This is a genomic window from Methylomusa anaerophila, from assembly GCF_003966895.1.
GTDB classification, from domain to species: domain Bacteria; phylum Bacillota; class Negativicutes; order Sporomusales; family Sporomusaceae; genus Methylomusa; species Methylomusa anaerophila.
Genome location: NZ_AP018449.1, coordinates 4,582,486 through 4,600,122 on the forward strand (window position 1 = coordinate 4,582,486; position 17,637 = coordinate 4,600,122).

Annotated in this window: 9 protein-coding genes; all 9 read right to left on the reverse strand. The window is 50.9% G+C overall.

Features of this window, described 5'->3' with window-relative positions; genetic code table 11:
* Positions 1–10 precede the first annotated feature (10 nt).
* The gene (locus MAMMFC1_RS20555; RefSeq protein WP_126310260.1) at positions 11–13,264 is read right to left on the reverse strand and encodes an SDR family NAD(P)-dependent oxidoreductase; all 13,254 of its coding nucleotides are present in this window, start codon (positions 13,262–13,264) and stop codon (positions 11–13) included.
* Positions 13,248–13,490 carry a hypothetical protein gene (locus MAMMFC1_RS20560; RefSeq protein ID WP_126310261.1) on the reverse strand — a complete coding sequence of 81 codons (243 nt, stop codon included), beginning with the start codon at positions 13,488–13,490 and terminating at the stop codon, positions 13,248–13,250. The genes MAMMFC1_RS20555 and MAMMFC1_RS20560 overlap by 17 nt, the downstream gene beginning before the upstream one ends.
* Positions 13,491–13,661: 171 nt before the next feature.
* On the reverse strand, positions 13,662–13,841 hold the full coding sequence (locus tag MAMMFC1_RS21190; protein WP_145987666.1) for a hypothetical protein: 180 nt from the start codon (positions 13,839–13,841) through the stop codon (positions 13,662–13,664).
* A gap of 88 nt (positions 13,842–13,929) precedes the next feature.
* Positions 13,930–14,988, reverse strand: a complete 1,059-nt coding sequence (locus MAMMFC1_RS20565; protein WP_126310262.1) for a DUF4097 family beta strand repeat-containing protein — start codon at positions 14,986–14,988, stop codon at positions 13,930–13,932.
* A 56-nt stretch (positions 14,989–15,044) separates the two neighbouring features.
* A complete protein-coding gene (locus MAMMFC1_RS20570) occupies positions 15,045–15,953 on the reverse strand; it encodes a DUF4097 family beta strand repeat-containing protein (protein WP_126310263.1) in 909 nt (302 codons plus the stop codon).
* A 146-nt stretch (positions 15,954–16,099) separates the two neighbouring features.
* Positions 16,100–16,474 (reverse strand): phage holin family protein, encoded by a 375-nt coding sequence (locus MAMMFC1_RS20575; RefSeq protein WP_126310264.1) that lies wholly within the window; start codon positions 16,472–16,474, stop codon positions 16,100–16,102.
* Positions 16,475–16,490: 16 nt separating this feature from the next.
* Positions 16,491–16,817, reverse strand: a complete 327-nt coding sequence (locus MAMMFC1_RS20580; RefSeq protein WP_126310265.1) for a hypothetical protein — start codon at positions 16,815–16,817, stop codon at positions 16,491–16,493.
* The gene (locus MAMMFC1_RS20585) at positions 16,807–17,223 is read right to left on the reverse strand and encodes an SHOCT-like domain-containing protein (RefSeq protein ID WP_126310266.1); all 417 of its coding nucleotides are present in this window, start codon (positions 17,221–17,223) and stop codon (positions 16,807–16,809) included. Before MAMMFC1_RS20585 ends, MAMMFC1_RS20580 begins: the two co-directional genes overlap by 11 nt.
* Positions 17,224–17,251: 28 nt before the next feature.
* Positions 17,252–17,635 (reverse strand): DUF2089 domain-containing protein, encoded by a 384-nt coding sequence (locus MAMMFC1_RS20590; RefSeq protein WP_126310267.1) that lies wholly within the window; start codon positions 17,633–17,635, stop codon positions 17,252–17,254.
* Positions 17,636–17,637 lie beyond the last annotated feature (2 nt).

The window sequence follows — 17,637 nt, forward strand, 5'->3', positions numbered from 1 at the left end:
CCCCTCCTTTTTACATCATGGCATCTTTAAATTCATCTTCCGACAGTTCACCTTTTGCGATTCTATCCAGCAGAATTTGAAAAAACTCAGCATCAAAATTCACTGCTTCCTTATTAAAGTCGAACTTAATATTATGTTCAAAGGCATACTTGGGTAAATCGATTCCGGGAGTTCCGGTGTTTTCATTAAGCCGCCGGAAATCTATTACGGCGCCGGCTGCCCAATACTGTGCCAATTGCCTTAACTCCTGTTTTGCCAATGCTTGCTGAATAACTAATGCTTCGGCATCATCCGCGGCAAAATTCATGCTTGCCGACAGGTAAATACCCGCATCGGTCAAACTTGCGCCTGATTTTTGCAAAATACTTAATTTCTCGGAGAGATCCCGGCCGGATGAGGCGATAATCGCCACCCTATGCTCCAGGTTATGGTTGACTTTTTGTAATTTTTGCGCAATATCGGCTATGGCAACGGCGGAATTTTTCCGCAAAAATTCCTGCAGTTTCTCAGTATATTTCATCAGGCTCCATTCTGTCCGGGCCGAGAATATTATGAGGTACTCCTGGGGCGAGGATATACTCGCCCCTGTTGCGGGAGTTTCGGCCATGAATTCTTCCACAATCAAATTTGCGTAAGCTCCGCCCGCGCCAAAGGAATTAATCAGGCTCCTGCGGGGCAGCTTCCCGCCGGTCCGGGGATCACTAAGCTGCTGCCAAGGCCGGGTTTCTTTTTGCAGATAAAACGCAGTATGATCCAGCTTAATATTGGGATTTTGGGGGCTGGCATGAATTGTCGGCGCGAGAGTTTTATGTTTCAGTTGTAAGATTACCTTGCTAAGCTGAGAAATGCCGGAGGCGGCCTCCAAGTGGCCCAGATTGGATTTTACCGATCCCAGGGCGCAAAACTGTTGTCTGTCGGTATATTGCTTAAACGCATTATTGAGAGCAATGACTTCAATGGGGTCCCCCAGGTCCGAGCCATTGGCCGCTGATTCAACATAGCCGATGGTTTCCGGATCAATTCCCGCCCGCCGGATGGATTCTGCAATCAACTGGGCCTGCTGCTTCGGATCCGGAGCGGTATACACCTGCCGGCCGCCGCTGTGATTGACAAAACTGCTTTTAATCACCCCATGAACGTGATCACCATCTTTAATTGCCAGCGGAAGAGGTTTTAGCAGCACTGCGCCGACGCCTTCACCGGGGATATATCCGTCGCCCGTGCCGAAACTTTTGTTTTGATTGCCGCTTCCCAAAAACTTTATCTGCTGCAGCCCGAAAAATTTAGCGGGATCCAGGGTTAGATTAATGCCGCCGGCTATGGCCATCGAGCAACTCTGCTGTTTAAGGCTCTCACACGCCAGATGAATTGCGGTTAAAGAGCCGGAACAGGCGGAATTGACGGCGATGCTGGGACCGGTGAGATTGAAGAAATGGGAGGTCCGGTTGGCAATTTGCCAGTCCGTCACGTTAGAGCTTAGCACTGCCTGTTCCAATGAAGGAATGGTCCAGGAATACTGGCTGTACATGGTTCCCACAAATACCCCGATCCCGCTGTGATAGCCGGTTTGCAGTTCTTGCAGCCAAGCCCTGGTATAACCTGCGTCCTCAAATGTTTCCCAGACAATCTCCAAAAATAGCCGCAGTTCCGGTGAGAATTCCAGAACTTGCTCCTGAGCTATATCAAACAAATGATGGTCAAACCGGTTAATAGGATCCAAAAAGCCGCCATAATGCCTCTTATATAAATGCTGCAACCGGTCCGGGGCCAATGCTTTGGTTAACGAAACGCGCCAGCGGTCCGGGGGAGCCTCGGTAATGCAGTTGTGCCCGGCTATTAAATGCTCCCAGAGTTCGGCCAGGGTATTGGACAAGGGATACCGTCCGCTGATGCCGATTATGGCGATATCTGCCGCTGCTTGTTTTGTTAAAGTCTGTTCCGGTCTTGGTAATCCCGTAAAACGGTTTTTCTTAGGCAAAGATGAGGGTGCAGTTGCCGGCAATGCCGGCAGGGCAGTTGTCCCTTGCTTTAAATCCCCGTCACTTTCCGGGGCGGTTAATTCCTTCAGCCGGCCGGCGTGATTTTTCACAAGATATTCGACCAGTTCCTGAATGTTAGTATGTTCAAACAACAGTGTTTTAGAAAGCTCGCCGGTTACCTTTTCCATCTCCCGAATCAAATTCATTTGCACAATGGAATCAACGCCGTATTTTTCAAAGGGAGTATCTATCTGAATCCTGTCCGGGGATAGTTTAATTTCATTCGCCAAAGTTTGTTTAACAAAATTCAGGGTTTGCACTTTGAGAGAATCGCCGGGCAAACCGGCTTTTTCCTGGCGGGTTGTGATTTCGCGGGGTGCTGAACCGAATACCAGCGAGCGCCTTAACTGCGTCACATTGCCTTCCATCACCATCACCTGTTCCTGGTCAAAGGCAATACTTTGATACAAGGCTTTGATGCCGGTTGCTGTCTGCATGGCCATCATCCCGGTACTTTGCTCCATCATTTTTTCGGTTTGCGCGTCAACGTGCATCCCGCCCTCTTGCCACAGCGGCCAGTTGATGGACAGCGTCCGGCCATGGCGCTGTTGCGCGGCCGCCAATGAGCTGCGATACCTGGCGTAGGCGTCCATAAAAGCGTTGGCGGCTGCGTAATCGGCCTGGCCCGGATTGCCGAGAACTCCCGCCCCGGAAGAAAAGAAAATGAAAAAGTCCAGCGGCAGATGCTGGCTGGCTTGATCCAGGCGTACCAGTCCCGTTACCTTGGGAGCCAGCACTGCCAATAGCTCATCTTTTGTCTTTTTGATTATGAAGTTGTCTTTAATCACGCCGGCGCTGTGGATGATGCCATTGATGCCGCCAAAGTCATCCCGGATGCTTTGGATTAAGCCGGCAACTGCCTGTTCCCGGGTGACATCGACTTGTTTATAGGCTATCCGGGCGCCGAGGGATTCCAGTTCCTTAATCCGGCCTTGCTTGCCGGCATCGAGGGAGGACCGGCCAGTGAGAATCAAGGTTGCATCCCTGACTTGCCGCGCAATTTCTTCGGCAAAAATGAGTCCCAGACCGCCGGCGCCGCCGGTAATCAGGTAAACACCCCGGTCTTTCCAGGGAACCTTTATTGCTTCCGGGGGAGTTTCTATTTCACTTAAGACGGCCACCAGCCGTTGGCCGGCCTGGTACCGGACATGATCATCCATGGGGTTAAGGCTGTTCTCCCGCAGTTTATTTATAATTCCCGCCGCATCTTCAGCCGGTTCTATTTCAATCAGTTGTCCTGTTAATTTTGGATTCTCCAGTCGGGCTGTTTTCAAAAGTCCGGCCAGGCCGGTGAATAATTGCTGTTCCTCCTGGTTGCGAAGGACGATCTGGACCAGCACCTGGCCTGCCGGTTTGGCTTTAAGAATGTTTTGGATTTCTTCAAATGCTTGCGCGGCATAGTCCTGGAACCGTTCCTCCATGCTTTCGTGCTTGGACTCCAGCAGGAGGCAACGCACCCCGTTTAGCGGGGTTGCCATGATTTCCCGGGAAATTTCATCAGGCTCGCAGAGCATTGCCACCTGCTGAACATAGTCAAGGGCTGCGGCCTCCCGGGCACTGGCCTGCTCTCTCCAGTCAGGGCGGAGTATTAGGGTTCCCCGTGGGGCTGCGGCTTTTGCCGAACTCGCTTCCCCTTCCAGCACACGGGATGATAAGCCCTTCATCCGCACGCAAATATTCCCTTCAGCGTCATACAGGTCAATATCCAGTTTCTGCACCTTATCCCCGTCCTGGCCGCCGTCGCCATACCGGATCAGCGCCCACATCGCGGCGGGGCAATTGCTGAAAATTTCAATTTCCTGCAAGGCAAACGGCAGGACCGGCTTAAGGGCGGCCATACCGCCGGACGGCGTCGTATCGCCGGCGCTCATCATCAGCCCGATTGACGCCTGCAGGGCCGAATCCATCAAACTGGGATGGAGGACAAACTGATCCCGGGTAGCGGCGACGGCAAGAGGCAGGGACAACTTCGCCAGCACCTGGCCCGAACCCACATACACCCGCTCAATTCCCCGGTGAGCCGGGCCGTAGTCAATCCCCATCGCCTGAAAAGCCTCATAGCATTGATCGGGTGAAAAAATCCTTTGGCTGCACTGTGCTTGTAAGGCGGGCAGATCGGCAGCCGGTGCTTCTGCAACCGGACTCAGCACGGCACTGCCCTGGCTGTGCACGATTGGCCCGTCGCCGGCCTCACCGGACCGGCTGTAGATTTCGTAGGCGATCCGGTCCTCTTCCGGGTGAAGTCCGATGTGCACCTCGACTGCTTTGCCGCCGGCGGCGATGGGACGCGCCCAGATGATGTTCCGGAGCCGGAACCGGCTCTTTTCGTCCGGCCGGACGCCTGTCGCCTGCGCCACGGCGGCCCGGGCCATTTCCAGATAGGCCACGCCGGGCAATACCGGCTGCCCCTTTATTACATGATCCGCCAGGAAAAACTCCTGGCCGGTAAAGGTGGAGGTGAACCGCTGTTCGGCAAAGTCGGAGGTGTTTTGCTGCAATAAGGGGTGTATCGCGCCGCTGAGGGCCGGGATTGCCGCCGGCCTGCCGCCGGGTTTGGCCTGAGTCGCCGGCAGCCAATAGCGTTCCCTGGCGAAGGGATACGTCGGCAGACTGACGCGGCGGGGTTTGGTATCGCCATAGAGCTTGTTCCAATCAAAGACCAGACCCTTGACCCAAAGGTCCAGCAGTTTTGCATATTTTCCTTTTGCAATCCAGACATCAATTATTTTGGCCATATCTTCATCGGCGGTAAAAACAGCCAGCGTCTCTTTATTCTGTTTGGCCTGACCCCGGTACAGATCCTTAATGCCGTCCCGGCCGGCTGCAAAATTCTGGAGTTTCTCCGCCAGTTCCTGGATTGATCCAGCTGTCACCGCCAGCCGTTCTTCCATGGCTTCCCGGCCCACTTGCAGCGTGTAGGCCACATCCCTTAATTCACCGGCCGCAAAGTGCGGCAGTACGGCCAGCAATTGCTGCACTTGCAGCTTCAGCCCTGCCTCATCCTTGGCCGACAGCACGATAATGGCCGGATTTTGCGGCGTGATTGCAGTTATATGCCGTTCCTGGCTGGGAGGAATGTATTCCTCCAGCACGACGTGGGCGTTGGAGCCGCCGGCGCCAAAGGATGAGATGCCGGCAATCCGGGGATATTCTTGGGTCCGGCCGTTGACGGTGGCCACCGGCCGTTTCCATGGGGCCAACTCCTGCTGGACCGCAAAGGGGGTTTTGACGAAATTGATATTCGGATTCAATTCCTGAGCGTGCAGGCTGGGCGCAATCGCCTGATTTTGCATTTGCAGCACGATTTTGGTCACGCCGGCAATCCCGGCTGCCGCTTCCAAATGACCAATATTGGATTTTACTGAACCGATGGCGCAAAAGCCGGTGTCCTGGGTATCCTTTTGAAAGGCCTGGCTTAAGCCGGCGATTTCAATCGGATCGCCCAGGGCCGTACCCGTTCCGTGGGCTTCGATATAACTGACTGCCCGCGCATTCACCCCGGCTTTATCCAGGGCTGCCCGGATGAGATCCCCCTGGGCCACGGGATTGGGCACGGTATAGCCGTTGGTTTTGCCGCCGTGATTGATACTGGTGCCGCGAATGACAGCATAAATATGATCCCCGTCGGCGACGGCCCGGGACAAAGATTTCAGTAAGACAGCACCCACTCCCTCCCCGGGGACAAAACCGTTACCTCCCAGACCGAAGCTTTTGCATTTTCCGTCTTCGGACAGCATGTGATGATTGCAAAGATCGACATAGTTGGCGGGATGCAGGTACAGATTCACGCCGCCGGCGATAGCCATTTCGCATTCTCCCCGGTAAAGATGTTCACAGGCTTCATGAATAGCGGTTAGTGAAGCTGAACACATAGTATCAATGGGCATGCTGGGTCCTTGCAGATTCAGAAGATAGGAAATCCGGTTGGCCACCGAGCCAAAGGAAGTGCGGGGATAGACTTGTTCGCCCTCTTTCCATAAATCGGGACCATATAAATCGAAGCCGGTTTTGGTAATCCCGGCAAAAACACCCACCCGACGGTTGTATTGCGCGCCCAGTTGCTCCCGGGTGTAACCGGCATCCTCCAGCACCTCCCAGCAAGACTCCAGAAACAGGCGTTCCTGGGGATCCATATTGATGACTTCCCGGGGTGAAATACTGAAGAACAGCGGATCAAACTCGGCAAAGCCTTCGACAAATCCTCCCCATTTGCTATAGCTCTTTCCCTGCACCGCCGCTTCCTGGGGATCGGGATGATAGAATCCGTCCAGGGACCAGCGTTCCGGCGGGATTTCCGTAATGCAGTCCCGGCCGGCTTTTAAATTTTCCCAGTAGTCCGTTAGCTTTTTCGCCTGGGGATAGCGCCCGCTCATGCCGATGATGGCAACCGGCTCATAAGCGCTGCGGTCGGCAGTTGGCGCCGTAAAGCCGCGGCTTAGCTGCCGGCGTGTTTTCAGCCCGGCCGGCGCGGGAAGCTCGTCAGCGGCAGGCGACAGGATTGGCTTTGCCGGCATTGGCCGAACCTGATTGTTTAGTCCGGTCCACTGCAGGCACTTTTGGGGATAGTCGGCGGTAAAATATTCGGCTAACGCGCTTAGCGTCTGATACTCATAGAATAAGGTCTTGGACAATTCGCCAAAGATGCCGTCAAGTTTTTGATTGAGCCGGGTAATCATGATGGAATCGATCCCATAGCTTTCCAGTGGCTCTTCGGGATCAATCCCGGCCACATTCATTTTAGAAATTTCACTAAATAGAACTTTGAGCTGATGCAAGGTTTTTTCCCGCAGCAGCCATGGCTCCGCCTGGACAGCAGCCGCCTCCTCGGTATCGGCATCCGCCTGGGGTGAAACGGTTAGCAGGTAATCCTGCATCCGGGGCACATCGCCTTCAACCACCATGACTTGCTCTTTGCCGGCGGCTAAGGCCTGATAAAAGGCGCTGATGCCGGTTGCGGTTTGCATGGCGATCATGCCGGTGTTTTTCCTTATCGTCTTTTGGCTTTCTTCATCAATGCGCATGCCGCCCTCTTGCCACAGCGGCCAGTTGATGGACAGGGTCTGGCCGTGGCGCTGGTTTGCGGCCGCCAGTTGGCTGCGATACCTGGCGTAGGCGTCCATAAAGGCGTTGGCGGCGGCGTAGTCAGCCTGGCCGACGTTGCCGATACTGCCGGCAATGGAGGAAAAGGACACGAAAAAGTCGAGGGGCAGATGCTTGCTGGCCTCATCCAGATGCACCAGTCCGGCCACCTTGGGCGCCAACACTTCCTCCAGTTCTGCCTGGGTTTTCTTTAAGATGAAATTGTCCTTAATTATGCCGGCGCTATGGATAATGCCCTGAAGGCTGCCGTAACTATCCTCAATATGCCGGATTAAACTGTGAACAGCTTGCTGTTGGGTCACATCGACCTGCTTGTATTCGATCCGGGCGCCCAAAGCCGCCAATTGCTCCAGCTCGGCTTGCTTGTCCGCGGTAAGGGCCGATCTGCCGGTAAGGATCAACGTTGCATCTTTGACTTTCCGGGCAATTTCGCCGGCAAAAATCCGTCCCAGACCGCCGGCGCCGCCGGTAATTAAATAAACCCCCCGGTCTTTCCAGGGGGGGTTCGCTGCTGCCGGGGAAACTTCCGTTCCCCTCCAGCCGGCAACGTAGCGTTTGCCGCCTTGATAGCGGATATGGTGATCCCAGGGGTTGCGGCTGTTTTCTTGCAGTATTTCTGTAATCCTGGCGGAATTTTCCCCCGCTTCCACTTCAATCAACTGGCCGCTAAGCTTGGGATTCTCAATTTGGGCTGTTTTCAGCAGGCCGGCAAGACCGGCGAAAAGGTGCTGTTCAGCTTGGGTGGAAACCACGATCTGGACCAGCAGTTTGCCTTTTGGCTTGCCCTGGAAAATGGTTTGGATCTCGGCCAGCGTGCGGGCGGCATAGTTCCGGAACCGTTCGGCCAAGCTGTCTTGCTCTGATGTCAATACAAGGCAGCGCACCCTGTTCATGTCAGGCCCAATACTTTCACCGGCTGCTGCCGCCGGCTCGCAAAGTATCGCCAGATGCTGCTCATACTCAGGCGCCGGGTCGGCCGGCGGAATATCCTGTTCTTTCCAGTCAGATTGCAGCATAAGGGCCCCGTAAGCCGCCGGGGTTTCAACCGCGTCCGCTTCTCCTGCCAGTACGCGGAGGGAAAAGCCTTTCATGCGTATACATACATTTCCTTGCGCATCGCACAAATCAATATTAAGTTTCCGCACCTGCCCGCCGGCGGCGCTGTCGTCGCTGCCGCGCAGCACCGCCCACATGGCGGCAGCACAACTGCCGAAAATTTCAAGTTCTTGCAGCTCCAGGGGGAAGACCGGCCGGCCGGCCGTGCTGCCGGCATCGCCGGCAAACAGCATAAAGCTGATTGCTGCCTGCACGGCGGCATCCACAATACTGGGATGCAAAATGAATTGATTTTGCGTAGCCGAAACGCAGGCAGGCAAACCAAGCTTTGCCAACACCTGACCTGCCCCGGCATACACTGTTTCAATCCCCTGATGGCCCGGCCCGTAATCAATTCCTATTTTTTTATAAGCTTGGTAGCATTGGGCGGCGGTCAAAGTACTCCGGCTGCACTCAGCCTGGACAGCTTTAATATCCAAAGCCGGAATATCGGCAACCACCCGTAATGCTGCGCTGCCTTGGCTGTGTACTATCTGTTCGCCGTTGCCGGGGCCCTCGCTGTAAATTTCGTAGGCAATCTCGCCGTTGTCCGCGTCGTCAAGACAAAGTCCGATGTGTACCCGGACCGGCTGAACCGCCGCTTTAATGGGATTGGCCCAAATTATATTCTTCAGGCAAATGCCCGTTTTATCCCGCAAATATCTGGCAGCAACCTGTGCCACTGCCGCGCGGGCCATTTCCAGACAGGCTGCCGCCGGCAATACCGGCTGGCCGTGAATCATATGATCCGCCAGGAAAAACTCCCGACCGGTAAAGATTGAACTGAACTGTTGCCCGGATAAATCGGAAGTGTTTTGCTGCAGCAAGGGGTGAATGAAACCTGTTCCTGCCGGACTGTTAGACCGGGCAGCGTCAATTGCCGGCAGCCAATAGCGGATCCTGGCAAAGGGATAAGACGGTAAGTTAATGCGCCGGGGCGTTGCCTGCGTATAGAACAGGTTCCAATCGACTGCGCCGCCTTGAACCCAATATTGCGCAACTTTATTGAGCTTACTTTTGGCGATCCAGCTGCTCACCAGCTGCTGGAAATCTTCGTCGTTTCCTAATAAAGCCACCAAATTTTTGCCTTGCTTGATATGACCGTGCCAACAATCGCTAATGTCTCCCTTGTTTTGTATAAATGCCGCCAGTTTTTGCTTCAATTCGGAAATTCCCCTGACCAAAAAAACAAGCCGTTCTTCCAGTGCTGCCCGTCCCACTTGTAAGGTATAAGCCAAGTCCCACAAATTAATTTCTTGAGACTGTTCAAAAAGCGCATCTGCGTCGTTGGTGCTCCGGTTGCTTGCTTGCGTACAAACCCCGTACGCGGCGCGGCGTAATCCTCGCAGCCGCCTAGCATCTGCATCTTTTTGAACAGTCTCTTCTTGGTCCAGGAAATCCCGGCTTGGTTCTTCAGTCATAGATTTGCTTAAAAAACTATGAAGCTGCTGGGCATATGTCCGCAAACCGGCTTGGGTTTTTGCGGCTATAGGTATAATGGCTGTATCGGTGTTTTCCGGCCGGAACGGCATTTGCCGCCGGGCACTGTCAGGAATATATTCCTCGATGACTACATGGGCGTTGGCGCCGCCGAGGCCAAAGGAACTGATCCCCGCCCGGCGGGGAATATCATGTCCCGCTGCATCCTTTAGTCTTTTCCATTCCCGGGTTTGTTCCACGACGAAAAACGGACTGTTTTGCAAGGAAATATAAGGGTTAAGTTTCTTAAAATGAAGGATAGCGGGAAGAGTCCCATACTTCATGGAAAACAGCACTTTAATAAGGCCGGCTATGCCTGATGCCGATTCACAATGGCCAATATTGGTTTTGGCTGTTCCCAGCCCGCAGAAAGCATGGGGAAGATCCGGATTGAGCTCTTGAAACGCCTCCTGCAGCGCCTGTATCTCAATGGGATCGCCTAAAGGCGTACCGGTGCCGTGAGCTTCTATATAACCGACGGTTTCAACCGGCAGGCCGGCCTTTTGATAAGCTGCTTTAATCAGCTCCTTTTGGGCATTGAGGTTTGGCGCCCGCAGTGAGTTGGACTGCCCGTCATGATTGATAACAGCCCCTTTTATAATGCCATAAATAGTATCCCTGTCCGCGATAGCCTGACGATATGGTTTGAGCACCACGGCGCCATAGCCTTCCCCCCGGACAAATCCGTCCGCCTGTTCATCAAAAGTCTTACAGCGCCCGTTGGGGGACAACATGCCGGCTTTGCTACAGGCGCGATACACGCGGGATGCCAGGATAAGATTAATCCCCCCGGCAATGGCCATACTGCTTTCGCCCCGATAAATTGATTCCACGGCATGGTGAATTGCCACCAGAGAACTGGAACAGGCAGTATTGACCACTTCGCTGGGACCACGGAAATTGAACCAGCGGGAAATCCGGTGGGCTATCATGCTCATATGAAGACCTGAATCCAGATAAGCGCCGTATGTTTCCACGAGCCCAGGCTGCCGGGAAACCAGTTCGGCATAATCGCAATTATGCGCACCTATATACAGGCCAATGTCTTTACCGGCTAATTGGTAAGGGTTGTAGCCGCTATTTTCGATAACGCCCCAAACAAGTTCCAAAACCTTTCGCTGCTGAGGGTCCATACTCTCAGCTTCCAGGGGCGATATGCCGAAAAAGGGAGCATCGAATGCCTCAACCTCTTCAATAAATCCACCCCACGGCGGGAAAAAATCCTGGGAACCGCCGTCAGTATTCTGGCAATCTGCTATAATTTGCGGCCGACTGGCGCCGATAGCAGTTATACAATCTTTTTGCCGCACAAGATTTTCCCAAAAACTCTCCAACCCGTCAGCTCCGCCGGGAAGATTATAATGTATGCCAATTATAGCAATGCTTTCCTGACCGTCATTATCATTATCTTTGTCATTATCTTTGGCATAATCATTATCTTTGGTGAAATTTAAGCCTGTTTCGGTTTGGGATTTTTCCGGGTTAATCCCTTGCATTGGCCGTCCCGCTACTTGTGTGGAAATATATTCCGCCAGTTCTGCAAAACTGCGGTATTTGAACAGCGCAACCGGGGCGAATTCAATGACAAAAACATTTTCAATTCCCCGGGAAATCTGTACATATTGGATTGAATCCAGCCCCAATTCGCTAAATGTCGCTACTTCTTCCAGTCTGGCAGGATCAGCATTAAGCACCGGAAGAAAAACATGTTTTTTTAAGGTCTCCATAATTTCACGATTTAGCTGGGGCGACGGAACCTGGACTTTAGGCAGGTCCCGGGTCTTAGGCTGTGCGCCGCCGGCTCCCTGTTGATATTTGTAAAGAACAGGCAGCTCTTGCTTAATGTATAAATTGTGGCATAGTTTCCTTTGAACTTTACCGCTGCCGGTCTTAGGAACAATGCCTTTGTTAACAAAAGCAATTTCATATACTTCAATTGCATGAGTTTCCGATACAGCGGCAATTATTTTGCCGATTAATTTTTTATATGGGGTTTCTTTTTCATTTTCAAATTCATTTTCCTTTTCTTGGGCTGATGCTTCGACTTCCTGGACCACAACCACTTTTTCCTGCTCATTAACTTCACAGGCAAAAACCGCCAGCGGCAAGGAAAGTTCAGGGATATTTTTTTTAATCGTCCATTCAATATCCACCGGATAATGATTTTTGCCATGAATGATGATTACTTCTTTCTCCCGGCCAACAATATACAGCTGGTTGTCTTCGATGAAGCCAAGATCGCCGGTACGCAAGAATTCTCCTTCACCGGTATTGCTAAGGACTGCGGCGAAAGTGCTTGCCGTTTCTTCCGGCCGGTTCACATACCCTCTGCCTACTGAAGGTGATTTAACCCAAATTTCACCGATTTCACCCGGGACGCAAGGCATGCGGGTTTCCGGCTGGACAATGAGTATTTGGACAGTCTCGCTGATTTCCCCGCAGCTAACCACGGATTTGCTTTTATTGGTCTGATTAGTCAGTTTGATTTTCTTCTCGCTCAGGGCGGCAGGATCTAAAGAGAGAAATTTCAAAGGCTGATTGGGCTTGCTGGCGGCGATGGAACCTGTTTCCGACGAGCCATATTCAGCGCAAAAAATATTTTTCTTCAGGCCCAAACCCTGGAATTTGGCTGTAAAGCTTTCAACAGTTTCTTTGCGAAGCGGCTCGCCGCCGCAGATTATCGCTTGGAGAGAGCGGAAAGAGCATTCTTTTAAAGCAGTTGTATCAATTAACGAACAGCAGTAATCAAAGGCGAAGTTAGGCGCGCCTGTATGGGTTGCCTGATACTTATCAATGGTCTTCAACCATTCTTCCGGGTCTTTAATAAAGCACTTCGGCGGCATAATTACACTGGCGGCGCCTGTTAAGAGAGGACTTAACAGATTAAAGCACAGCCCGAAACTGTGAAATTGCGGCATCCAGGTAACAATACGGCTGTCCCGGTTTATTTCCCAGCGGGTTGCCCCTATCAACGCCTGCGACAACAAGTTGCCATGACTGAGCATAACCCCTTTGGGCTGGGATGTGGAACCGGAAGTATAAAGTATCATGCCAATGTCGGAGGTTGCTTGCGGTCTTGCTGCCCTGCTATCGGCGTCATCAGAAGGCAGTTCGTCAATGTTCAGTAGGGGAATTTGCGTGACTACCTGTTGCGTTGTAAGAAATTCTTTTAACTTAGTATCGGTTATAACGCACGCCGCTTGTGAGTCGACAAGAATGGCGCAGATTTTGGCTAAGACCTGCTCCTGATCGGACACATCCGTAAGCGGGATCGGTACGGCAACAACATTGGCGTACCAACATGCCAATAAACTATAAATATAGTCCAGCCCTTGGGGGAAAAGAAGTAAGGTTTTTTCCTGCGGAGCTAATTTTTGCTGCAGCATACTGCCGAGAATTTTTGTTTTATTGACAAGAGCCTTTACTGTAAGAAAATCGGAAAGTTCCTTTTCTTGCTGAAAGGTAAACAGCCTTTTTTCCGGTAATTGTTCATGCAGTTTAAAAAGTTGGGCAAGTAGAAGAGCACCTTTATGATCAATTTGTCGTTTCATATATATTCTCCCCCTTAAAAAAAGTAACAGGGAATTTTTCGATTTTATTAACTCTAATGGTTTCACCGGTGTAAAGTCTAAGGAGATGGGTAACAGTACCGTCTGTGGTCAAAAGAATTTTTTGAAATAAGCTTAAGGATCTGCTTTGAACAATAAATTCATCCCTTGGCGTACCAATTATTGAATTTTTTCTGGCGCTGTCCGCAATTAGAAATCCTTCTTGCATTACGCCATCCCTCCCGTAAAAGATTTCTATCTTCTATCTATTATCTATTATCTATTATCTATGGATATCTATGGATATCTATGGAACGCATTAAAAAATTGAAATTATATCCGGGTATTAGGAGAAGTTTCGAAGCTGTTGCTTAGCTCAGCTTTTCCTAATACCCGGATGTCAATTCTTTAATGCGGCATAGGCATATATTTTAGAAAACCCGGCTAGCGCCGGGCTGCTGTTATCGCTCATCCCGGCGAAATAAGATTTCCCGGATAAGCAGGCGGCATAAACGCTGGAGCGTGAATACCGCTGTCCGATCCGGGAAAACTGTCCCTCCATGGGAATAAAAATTACCATTCTTGTAAGTAAAAATTTTTATAAAATCAGCCATTGTTTCCAACGGCTTAAGTTTGTTAGAATAAATATCTGTTTTGGCAAAATTATATTAAACCAACTTCTTCAGAGTTACGGAACCGGTGGAGGTTTCAATGTTTATTCTACCGCTGTCTTCGCCGCCTTCACCAAGCCTTCCCGTAATCATTGTCGGGGAAGATTGGTTCACGGTTAACGGCAGATCCTGGTAAGTAATGTTTCCGGTAGAAGTGCTTGCCTTCAGTTGGGCAACAATGTTCGGGGAAAGAAAGACTGTGATTTTGCCGTGATGGGACCTTATCTCCAAGCTGTCCCGGATAGCCGGAACCTCTACTGAGATATCGCCGTTGTTAGTGCGTGCTTCGTATAACCCGCTTATCCCGGTAATGTCAATTTTACCGTTACCGGTTACCGCTTTAACAAAACCGTTGACTTTATGGATTTTAATTTCGCCTGTGGCTGTTTTAGCGTCAACATCTCCTGACACATTCTCCCCCTGGATTTTTCCAATATTGGTTTCGATCTTAACAAAACCATTTATGCCCTGAATTTTAATTTCGCCTGTGGCTGTTTTGGCATCAACTTTTCCTGACCCATTTTCCACATTGATTTTTCCGATATTGGTTACAGCCTTAACAAAACCAGCCATTCCCTGGATTTTGATTTCACCTGTGGCTGTTTGGACATCAACATCCCCCGGCACATTCTTTACATTGATTTTTCCCTTGGAGTTTTCCACATGGGTGGCTACCACTCCTTTGGGCACTGTGATCCGTAAATTCATACTGTTAAGAGTCCGAACAACAAATTCCTTACCGGTTGCAATATCAATACTCGGCTCTTTCAGAAAAGCAGTCAGGAAATGGCCTTGAATATCTACCTCAACGAAATCACGGTCCCAACCGCTTACGTCGATATTGCCGTTTTTGTTATAAATCTTCAGAACGGTTCCCGGTTCTACGGCAAAGGTTTTCGGGTATTCCTTATTAGGCAAACTTATAACCCCCTCACTGGATAAATTGAAGTTTTCTTTAAGACCGCCGGCTTTCACGGCAACGGCTTTCACTCCCGCACAAATATGGTGAGCATAGCCGTTTGTTTCCCGGCGGGCTTTATCAAGTATAGCCCACAATCATACATATGCCAATATGTGAGACGGCCTTCAATAAGGTGAGAGGACAGGTTTTACTACAGCTTGTTCAAGCTTATAGAGCCCATTGAAGTTGTAATGTTTATTTTACCGCCGCCTTCTCCAAGCCTGCCGGTAATCATTGTTTGGGAAGATTGGTTCACGGTTAGCGGCAGATCCTGGTAAGTAACATTTCCGGTAGAGGTGCTTGCCGCCAGTTGGGCAACAAGGTTCGGCGACAGGAAAGCTTTAATACTGCCTAAATTGGACCTTATCTCCAGGTTATCCCGGATAGCCGGAACCTCTACTGAGATATCCCCTCGCTCAGTGCGGGCCTCATATAGCCCACTTACGCCGGTAATGTTAATTTTCCCATTATTGGTTACCGCCTTAACAAACCCGTTCACTTTATGGATCTGAATCTCGCCTGAGGATGTTTTGGCGTCAACATCCCCGGAAACATTCTCTACACTGATTTTTCCCATATTGGTTTCGGCCTTGACCAAACCATCCACTCCCTGGATTTGAATTTCGCCTGTGGATGCTTTGGCGTCAACATTTCCGGAAACATTATCCAGTTTTATTGTTCCGCGGGAGTTTTCCACCCGTGTGATCAGTACGCCTTTGGGTACTGTGATCCCTAAATCCATACCGGCACGAGTCCGGATAACTAATTCTTTTCCGGTTGCTATATCAATACCCGGCCCTTTCAGTAAACTATTAAAGAAATTGCTCTGCGCACCTACTTCAACGTAATCACGGTCCCAACTGCTCACCTTAATATTTCCGGTTCCGTTGTAGATCTTCAGAACGGTTCCCGGTTCTACGGCAAAGGTTTCTTGATAATATTTCCCAGGAAGATTGGTACATGCTAACCCGAGCATGGCTATTACTAAAAGAAATACCAGCACCATTAAGATACGCTTTCTTTTTTTAGTTGTTTTACCGTTTGTTTCCTGATTAGACATGCTTATATCATCCTCACTCGGTAAATTAAAGTTTTCTTAAGAAACCGAAACCGCCAATTCCTATAATACGTCAATAGCCTTCAGCCTTCACTTCATTGCCTTGACCCCGAACCGGGGCGAATTCCTCTTGCCCTTGATCCATCATTTCATCGATTTGACTGCTTAGCATGGCGTACTGCGCCGGCAGCTCTCCACCGGTTCAAGGGCAGATTAACCAACGTTGCCAGCAGGGCAACGACTAGGGCTGACCAGAACCCCGGAACTGTCAATCCTGGGATCAGACCGTCTGTCAGCATCACCATCCAGGCGTTGATGACCAGGGTGAATAAGCCGAGGGTGATTAGATTGACAGGCAATAGGATCAACAGCAGAAACGGACGGATTGCAGCATGCAGCAGTGTAAGGACTGTTCCAGCCAACAGGCCTGCCCATATACTGTCCAGGACCACCGCAGGCCAAACCAGCTTAGCCACATACAAGGCAAACGTATTGGCGACAATTCTTAGAACCAGCCTGCACATTCAAGTCCACCTCAGCTTAATAAAAGTCTATGAATACCCTGATATTGCCGGACTGTACTTCCGCCAGGCGAAACCTGCCGTACTGCCGCGTCTCCCGAAACAGCTGCAGGCAGACTGCCAGCATTCTTTCCATGGAGGCCGGGCCTGTGCAGCATCCGGCTAGGTTAAACCGGCTGACACCGCGCAGCCGCTTGGGGGCAAATGCGTCAAACAGGCAAGCGAGATCGGCAAAAGCATCCAAAGCCAAATCAAGGACGAACAACGGGACGGGAATGACCAACGGACGAAGGCCGCCCGGAGATACTTTAACCAGCAGGAGTTGGCTTTGCCGCTTACTCCACATATACCTCAACCCTGATCTTTCCCTTTTTCGGATCTTCGATATCGACATCAAACAGCTTCCCGTCCACCAGTCCCTGGTCGACGAGGTTTACCAGTTCTTCGAAATCAATCTTGGAAAAGTCCAAGCCCTTCCCCGCCATTTCCCGGCGGGCTTCCTCGGGTATATAGCCCGCAATCATATTTCCAAGTTGTGAGGCTACCTTCAACAAAATGAGAGGAATATTAACGTTGACCTTAGCCTCGGCGCTATCTACCCGTACCCTTAGAAAACGGTCACCAAGCTTTTTCCCGGGGATCGGCGGTCTACTCCCGGTGTCGTCCAGCGCTCCCAAGAGTTCCAGCCCCTCCTCAATGGAAATCTTTCCGTCCCGCACCATCTGCAGGAGCTTGCTTTTCTCATCACTCATGATCATTTACCCCTTCTCTAAGTTAACGTTACTTGGCTGCTTTTCTCAGCAGCCTGACGGCCTCTTGGGCGGAAATCTCCCCTTTTTCCAGGGCACTGATTATTTCCTGTTTAAAATTCTTTTCTTCTTCATCATCCTGTTTTTGCACTTTGTACCCCAAAGCCTGAACCACACCATCCAAACGGTTGCGAACCGTGGGGTAGGAGATGCCTAGTTCTTTTTCCACATCTTTAATACTGCCACGGCATTTGAGAAAGACTTCGATGAACTCCTGTTGCTCAACGGGTAGCTTGCAGAGCTTACAGGTAGTGAAGCTACCCTCAATCTGCGTTTGGCAATAGTCGCAGGAGAGGCTGCTGATTTTCATTTCGTGATTACAAACCGGACAGTAATTTGGCGCTCTGAATATCATAC

Coding starts and splice junctions, on each gene's coding strand:
- MAMMFC1_RS20560 (WP_126310261.1), bottom strand. CDS start 13,490: ATGCAAGAAGGATTTCTAATTGCGGACAGCGCCAGAAAAAATTCAATA.
- MAMMFC1_RS20555 (WP_126310260.1), bottom strand. CDS start 13,264: ATGAAACGACAAATTGATCATAAAGGTGCTCTTCTACTTGCCCAACTT.
- MAMMFC1_RS21190 (WP_145987666.1), bottom strand. CDS start 13,841: ATGGTAATTTTTATTCCCATGGAGGGACAGTTTTCCCGGATCGGACAG.
- MAMMFC1_RS20570 (WP_126310263.1), bottom strand. CDS start 15,953: ATGTCTAATCAGGAAACAAACGGTAAAACAACTAAAAAAAGAAAGCGT.
- MAMMFC1_RS20575 (WP_126310264.1), bottom strand. CDS start 16,474: ATGTGCAGGCTGGTTCTAAGAATTGTCGCCAATACGTTTGCCTTGTAT.
- MAMMFC1_RS20585 (WP_126310266.1), bottom strand. CDS start 17,223: ATGAGTGATGAGAAAAGCAAGCTCCTGCAGATGGTGCGGGACGGAAAG.
- MAMMFC1_RS20590 (WP_126310267.1), bottom strand. CDS start 17,635: ATGATATTCAGAGCGCCAAATTACTGTCCGGTTTGTAATCACGAAATG.
- MAMMFC1_RS20580 (WP_126310265.1), bottom strand. CDS start 16,817: ATGTGGAGTAAGCGGCAAAGCCAACTCCTGCTGGTTAAAGTATCTCCG.